Annotated in this window: 5 protein-coding genes and 2 rRNA genes; 1 reads left to right on the top strand and 6 read right to left on the bottom strand. The window is 41.1% G+C overall.

The window, feature by feature from the left end:
* From AC5YCE_RS15255 to pnuC, 3 genes are all read right to left on the bottom strand, one after another.
* The coding region (locus AC5YCE_RS15255) for a transposase (protein WP_496170869.1) at positions 1-485 on the bottom strand (485 nt) is incomplete at its 3' end.
* Between the two features lie 167 nt (positions 486-652).
* Positions 653-958, bottom strand: a complete 306-nt coding sequence (locus AC5YCE_RS15250; protein ID WP_496172587.1) for a hypothetical protein — start codon at positions 956-958, stop codon at positions 653-655.
* Between the two features lie 39 nt (positions 959-997).
* A complete protein-coding gene (gene pnuC / locus AC5YCE_RS15245) occupies positions 998-1,573 on the bottom strand; it encodes a nicotinamide riboside transporter PnuC (RefSeq protein WP_496172586.1) in 576 nt (191 codons plus the stop codon).
* A 218-nt stretch (positions 1,574-1,791) separates the two neighbouring features.
* On the opposite strand from pnuC, the gene AC5YCE_RS15240 reads away from it, so the two are divergent.
* Entirely contained in the window at positions 1,792-2,577 is a 786-nt protein-coding gene (locus AC5YCE_RS15240; protein ID WP_496126324.1) for a crotonase/enoyl-CoA hydratase family protein, read from the top strand.
* A 982-nt stretch (positions 2,578-3,559) separates the two neighbouring features.
* Here the strand turns inward: AC5YCE_RS15240 and AC5YCE_RS15235 are convergent.
* From AC5YCE_RS15235 to AC5YCE_RS15225, 3 genes are all read right to left on the bottom strand, one after another.
* Positions 3,560-3,934: a hypothetical protein gene (locus tag AC5YCE_RS15235; RefSeq protein ID WP_496127260.1), complete on the bottom strand. Its 375-nt coding sequence runs from the start codon at positions 3,932-3,934 to the stop codon at positions 3,560-3,562.
* Between the two features lie 353 nt (positions 3,935-4,287).
* Positions 4,288-4,402, bottom strand: a 5S ribosomal RNA gene (gene rrf, locus AC5YCE_RS15230).
* A gap of 184 nt (positions 4,403-4,586) precedes the next feature.
* Positions 4,587-7,483 (bottom strand): 23S ribosomal RNA (locus AC5YCE_RS15225).
* Between the last annotated feature and the right edge of the window lie 19 nt (positions 7,484-7,502).

Genomic DNA, 7,502 nt, shown 5'->3' with positions numbered 1-7,502 from the left:
GCAATTTCACCAAATTGATTCATCGCAATATGTAATTTACAGCCATAAAACCAGCCCATTGAGCTTCTACCACGTGATGCAATTTGGACTAATGATTTATGACGCTGAATACGTTGATTTTTACAAACTGGCAAAGTTGTTGAATCAATCCATAAATATTGTGTACCTTGACCTTTCATCAGTGCCACATGTAAAGCGTGTAGAGCTAATTGATGCCTATTGATCAGATGAATCATCCGTTGGTAACAGGGTAAGCTTTTAAATAAATGATTTTTATCCTGTTTCAACCATGTAAAAAAGGCTTTGAAATTAGTGAAATGAGAACATTTATACCAGATAGCAATAAAAGTGATTTCTGAGATACTCAAGTGAGCGGTTCGGACTCTTGAGAAACGACGACTTTGTTTAAGGAAATTCCAATAGGTTGCTTCAAATTTAAGAAAGAAATCATCAATTAAACAGAATAATTCGGTACTATTAAACATAGGGACTAGAGTTTTAAGTTTTGTGTGGTAACTCAACTGATGGCTCTAGTCCTCTTATTTTTCAAGTCAATTTCTTATCCGCGATTCGGGTTAATTAAGGTGAATAATAAGCTCTGTCATTTCCTCAGAGATGTGAGGGATTATAATTTTTGATGTCCGGTTTAGATTTAGTGAGCATTATGAATTGTACCAAGCTCAGCTTCATCTGAAATTTTAAAAATGACACTACTTGTATCTGTATTATCAATACTCAACCTACGATTTTTATAGCAAATTACAGCATAAAAATGTTCGGCTCCATCATCCTGTCCTGCGCAACGCCAAAAGGTACCTTTTGGGAAACTCTTAAGCCATTCGGCACTATAAAAATCTGCAATTGAATCAAACTGAACATACTCATGCGGTTTGGCTAAAATCTGTTGTGCTAATGCATCGAACTTTTCCAATTGGGCTGTATTAAAATCAATCAGCATTTGTGTTTCACTACCAGTTAGTAAGTCATTTATATCTATTTAAATCGCACCTATCTTTTGCTGCTTTCTGACGTTGCTCCATTGTTTCCACCCGAGAATCGCCAAACCGATGAACACAGCATATAGTCCAGCCGTCAGATACAGACTCTTGTAAACAAACATGCCGACGTAAACAATATCTACAACCACCCACAACATCCAAGTCGCAATAAACTTCTGCGTGGTCCAATAGGTGGCTAATAAACTAAAAGCTGCCAATTGCGCATCTAATATTGGCAATGAAGCATCTGTAAAGTAGTGTAGTCCGAATCCAAATAATAATCCGCCAGTTAAAGCCAAAACCATTTGCATTGCGAGTGTTGGAAAATGTGACTTTTCAATTCGTATTGTGTGTTGCTCAATATTGCCTTTTCTCCAATGATAAAAACCATATAGATTCATAACAATAAAAATACATTGTAGAATTGTTTCTCCATACAATTTATATTGATAGAAAATGTAAGCGTACATAACAAAAGCAACAAAGTTAAAAAACCAGCACCACATTTTTCTTTTGATTGTGAGTGCCACTCCAATGATGCTGATAACAACTGCAATAATTTCAACTAATGACATAGGAAATTGCTTAAAATTGAATAATGCTATTATCCAATCAAACTCAATAATTTCAATGATTGGAATACATGAATTTATGAAAAGCTTTGCAAACCGATAACTAACTTTTTAAAACGCACTAAATCTAAAAATAACTAAACAATTTTGAACTTAAAAGTTTTGCTTAAAATTTACACTCTAGTTAAAACTATAGATATTTACACATAGGAATAATCAAAATGCCTGCGCTACATGGAAAAGTCAGTCGAGAAATACAACAACATCTCTTTTTAATTGGTTTAGATCGCGTCAGTAAACGCAACGCTTTTGATAGTCATATGATTGACGATCTATCGAATGCATTAACAGAGTATGAAGACAATGATCAATTACGCTGCGCGGTTATTTTTGCGCATGGAGATCATTTTACAGCAGGATTAGACCTCGCCGAACTTCAACCTAAAATGGAATCAGGTATTTTTAGTTCAGATCCCAATATGATTAACCCTTGGGGAACTTCCGGTCGTAAGCGAAAAAAACCAGTGATCGTTGCAGTTCATGGCTATTGCTATACTGCAGGAATTGAACTGCTGTTAAATGCTGATATCGCAATTGCTCAAAATAATACTCAATTTACCCAAATTGAAGTATTACGTGGCATTCTTCCCTTTGGCGGTTCAACCTCGCGTTTTGTTAAATCTGCTGGCTGGTCAAATGCAATGCGTTATTTACTCACGGGTGATTTGTTCGATGCTCAGACTGCACTCAACTTGAATCTCATTACTGAACTTACTACTAATCATCCACTCAATCGTGCCATGGAACTGGCTGAAAGAATTGCCAAAGCAGCCCCTCTCGCTGTGCAAGCCACCTTGGCAGCAGCTAAAGATGCCATTGAACTGGGTGAATCTCAATCTTTTGAAAATCTTAATGCATACCTTAAGCCTTTGCTGGCCAGTCAAGATGTTCAAGAAGGTATGAATGCAATGCTTGAAAGAAGAGAACCTCAATTTTTAGGTCATTAACTCTATTTAAAAAAGATGCATCCTCAAATTTACCTCAATCCATGATGAATCTTGCTACGTCAAACTTAATACAAAAATTTGATGCTTATTCTTGCTCTACTTAAACATTAAAAATCCAGACAAATGACCATTACTAACTCACTGGCATACTTCATAGCTCTAAAAAAGCGATGAAGACAAAAAATAATCGTGGCAAGTGCTACAGGTGTAGCACAACTGTTTTATCATCGTTTCGCAGAATATGCAGTTCAAAAAGGATTTGAAGTACTTACATTTGATTATAGAGGTGTCGCCTTATCTGCGTCCTCAATCACTTAAAGGCTCTAAAATGTCTTATTTGGATTGGGGTGCTTTAGATTTAACAGCAGCAATCGAACCCCATTGTTTGTAGTCGGACATTCCTATGGCTGACAGACTTTTGCACTAACAACTAATTATCATAATATTAAAGCGATGTATTGCTTTAGCACAGGTGCAGATGCAGGTTGGGTAGGAAATATACATTTTTAAAGAGCGATTTAAAGTTCAAGTCATGTGGCCCTCCACTAGTTGCAATAAAGGGTTATCTGCCTTGGAGCAAACTCAATATAGGGGCTGATCTAACCTTAGGTTTTTACCATCAATGGTGTAAATGATGTAAATATCCAACTTATTCTTTTGGTGACGCTGCTCACTACCAACTTAAGAATCCTTATGCTCAAGTTCATTCAATCAATCATTTATGCAGTTTCTGTACTTGCTAATGATTAGGGGCACTGTCCCGGTCAAGAGAAGGTTTTATGCAGCACTATACTCAGGCTTAATTGCATTTTCTAAATATTTCAGTACAGGAATATCAATTAAAAGAAATTGGTCACATAGGCTATTTTAGAAAAGGAGCTGAAATGATATGGGATGATATGTTCAAACGTTTAAATTCACTTTGCGTTTTTAATTCTAGAAATTAGCATTCTTGATAGTTATAAAATTTTGTATAAATCAACTAAGCAGAGTCTTTCAGTTGTAAGGTGTGTTCGACACCATTTCGATCCACGTGCGTATAAAAAACTCCATATTTACTCACATAATATTCAAGGGATTGAGCTTTATAAGTCCAAAAAATAGACCAATCACCTAAACTAAATTGTTGAATCTCACTTCTCGCCTGTGTCGGCATTTTATTTAAAAATTCATATTGAATTTGATCGGCATATTCGAATTCTTGATTTTTGAGTTCTTTTTCAAACATTAAGTTGGCGATTTGATCAAATAATTGAATATCTTGTTGCACATCTTCGGAGTTTAATTCAGTTTTAGCTTTCCACTGTCTTTGCTCAAGAGAACTGTATTCTTTTTCAAACTTTATATTTTTTATCAAATTAAATTTTCGGATACTTTTCAAACCAATCATTCGATTATGTAAAAAAAAATGCCAAAAACAAAAAAGAAAAAGTACAAATATAAGCAATACGAAAAACTTCATAGTTGCCCACCTACTGTAAATTACAGCATTTAAATAATTTGTAAAAATTCATTCCAACCACTTTTATTTCAATTTAATAGTATGAATATTTTAATCTTCTCTACAGATTGCTTGTTATTTAAACAGTAACAAAGATTGTCATTGTAATTTTCCGACTAAACAATTGTTTTATTTTATGCATTAATTTTTGACTTTTTTCTCACAAAAAAACACCCCCTTCGTTAGAAGGGGGTGTTTTAGGAATAATGAGCTGGCGATGACTTACTCTCACATGGGTAACCCCACACTACCATCAGCGCAAAGAGGTTTCACTTCTGAGTTCGGGAAGGGATCAGGTGGTTCACTCTTGCTATTGTCGCCAGCACAACTGTTGTGACTTTGCTTGGGTCTTATTCACATCGTTTGATGTATGCCGTTGCTTGGTCAAAGAAGTTATTAACAGATATATCTGAGTTGAATATTGTGATACTAACGGCTTACTGAATCAAGCTATTTTGATGTATATCGAATCAATTGAGCTTTTATACAACAACTGTTTGGGTGTTGTATAGTCAAGCCTCACGAGTAATTAGTATTGGTCAGCTTCACATATCACTATGCTTCCACATCCAACCTATCAACGTTGTAGTCTTCAACGGCTCTTTAGAGGACATAAAGTCCTTGGGAAATCTTATCTTGAGGTAGGCTTCCCGCTTAGATGCTTTCAGCGGTTATCCCTTCCGAACATAGCTACCCGGCGATGCGACTGGCGTCACAACCGGTACACCAGAGGTTCGTCCACTCTGGTCCTCTCGTACTAGGAGCAGATCCTCTCAAATTTCCAACGCCCACGGTAGATAGGGACCGAACTGTCTCACGACGTTCTAAACCCAGCTCGCGTACCTCTTTAAATGGCGAACAGCCATACCCTTGGGACCTGCTTCAGCCCCAGGATGAGATGAGCCGACATCGAGGTGCCAAACACCGCCGTCGATATGAACTCTTGGGCGGTATCAGCCTGTTATCCCCAGAGTACCTTTTATCCGTTGAGCGATGGCCCTTCCATACAGAACCACCGGATCACTAAGACCTACTTTCGTACCTGCTCGACTTGTGGGTCTCGCAGTTAAGCGCGCTTTTGCCTTTATACTCTACGCGTGATTTCCGACCACGCTGAGCGCACCTTCGTACTCCTCCGTTACTCTTTAGGAGGAGACCGCCCCAGTCAAACTACCCACCAGACATGGTCCTCGCTCCAGATCATGGAGCAGAGTTAGAACCTCAATATTACCAGGGTGGTATTTCAAGATTGGCTCCACTCGAACTAGCGTCCGAGTTTCAAAGCCTCCCACCTATCCTACACAAGTAAGATCAAAGTTCAATGTCAAGCTGCAGTAAAGGTTCACGGGGTCTTTCCGTCTAGCCGCGGGTACACCGCATCTTCACGGCGAATTCGATTTCACTGAGTCTCTGCTGGAGACAGCGCCCCCATCATTATGCCATTCGTGCAGGTCGGAACTTACCCGACAAGGAATTTCGCTACCTTAGGACCGTTATAGTTACGGCCGCCGTTTACTGGGGCTTCGATCAAGAGCTTCGCTTACGCTAACCCCATCAATTAACCTTCCAGCACCGGGCAGGCATCACACCCTATACGTCCACTTTCGTGTTTGCAGAGTGCTATGTTTTTAATAAACAGTTGCAGGGGCCTGGTTTCTGTGGCTGCTCGCCGCTCAAACCGCAAGGGTTATCACCGCCAGCAGCGTACCTTCTCCCGAAGTTACGGTACCATTTTGCCTAGTTCCTTCAGCAGAGTTCTCTCAAGCGCTTTGGTCTACTCGACCTGACCACCTGTGTCGGTTTCGGGTACGATTCCTGTGTAACTGAAGCTTAGAGACTTTTCCTGGAAGTATGGTATCAGCCACTTCACTGCACAAGTGCAGCTTGCTATCAGTTCTCAGCATAGAGTACCCCGGATTTGCCTAAGATACATGCCTACAACCTTTCACCTGGACAACCAACGCCAGGCTGACTTAACCTTCTCCGTCCTCTCATCGCATTACACAGAAGTATTGGAATATTAACCAATTTCCCATCGACTACGCCTTTCGGCCTCGCCTTAGGGGTCGACTCACCCAGCCCCGATTAACGTTGGACTGGAACCCTTGGTCTTTCAGCGTGCGAGTTTTTCACTCGCATTGTCGTTACTCACGTCAGCATTCGCACTTCTGATACCTCCAGCAGACTTCTCAATCCACCTTCATCGGCTTACAGAACGCTCCCCTACCACTTGCAATAAATTGCAAATCCGCAGCTTCGGCACATAGTTTTAGCCCCGTTACATCTTCCGCGCAGGCCGACTCGACTAGTGAGCTATTACGCTTTCTTTAAAGGGTGGCTGCTTCTAAGCCAACCTCCTAGCTGTCTATGCCTTCCCACATCGTTTCCCACTTAACTATGATTTTGGGGCCTTAGCTGGCGGTCTGGATTGTTTTCCTCTTGACTACGGACGTTAGCACCCGCAGTCTGTCTCCCGGATAGTACTCATTGGTATTCGGAGTTTGCATCGGTTTGGTAAGTCGGGATGACCCCCTAGCCGAAACAGTGCTCTACCCCCAATGGTATTCGTCCGAGGCGCTACCTAAATAGCTTTCGGGGAGAACCAGCTATCACCAGGCTTGATTAGCCTTTCACCCCTATCCACAAGTCATCCCCTGGCTTTTCAACGACAGTGGGTTCGGTCCTCCAGTTAGTGTTACCCAACCTTCAACCTGCTCATGGATAGATCGCCTGGTTTCGGGTCTACACCCAGCAACTAAACGCCCTATTAAGACTCGATTTCTCTACGGCTCCCCTATTCGGTTAACCTTGCTACTGAATGTAAGTCGCTGACCCATTATACAAAAGGTACGCAGTCACCGGACACAATGCCGGCTCCCACTGCTTGTATGCATGCGGTTTCAGGATCTATTTCACTCCCCTCACAGGGGTTCTTTTCGCCTTTCCCTCACGGTACTGGTTCACTATCGGTCAGTCAGGAGTATTTAGCCTTGGAGGATGGTCCCCCCATATTCAGACAAGGTTTCACGTGCCCCGCCCTACTCGACATCATCATATCAGCCCTTTCGTGTACAGGACTATCACCCACTACGGTTGCACTTCCCAGAGCATTCCACTAGAACTGATATGACTTAATGGGCTTTTCCCCGTTCGCTCGCCGCTACTAAGGGAATCTCAATTGATTTCTTTTCCTAAGGGTACTGAGATGTTTCACTTCCCCTCGTTCGCCTTGCAACACTATGTATTCATGTTGCAATACCTACCTTATGGTAAGTGGGTTTCCCCATTCAGAAATCTCCGGATCACAGGATATTTGCCGCCTCCCCGGAGCTTATCGCAGGCTATTACGTCTTTCATCGCCTCTGACTGCCAAGGCATCCACCACATGCACTTAATTACTTGACTATACAACCCCAAACAGTCG

It is taken from the genome of Acinetobacter sp. CY79 (assembly GCF_059515845.1).
This window is presented reverse-complemented; position numbering and strand designations above follow the sequence as displayed.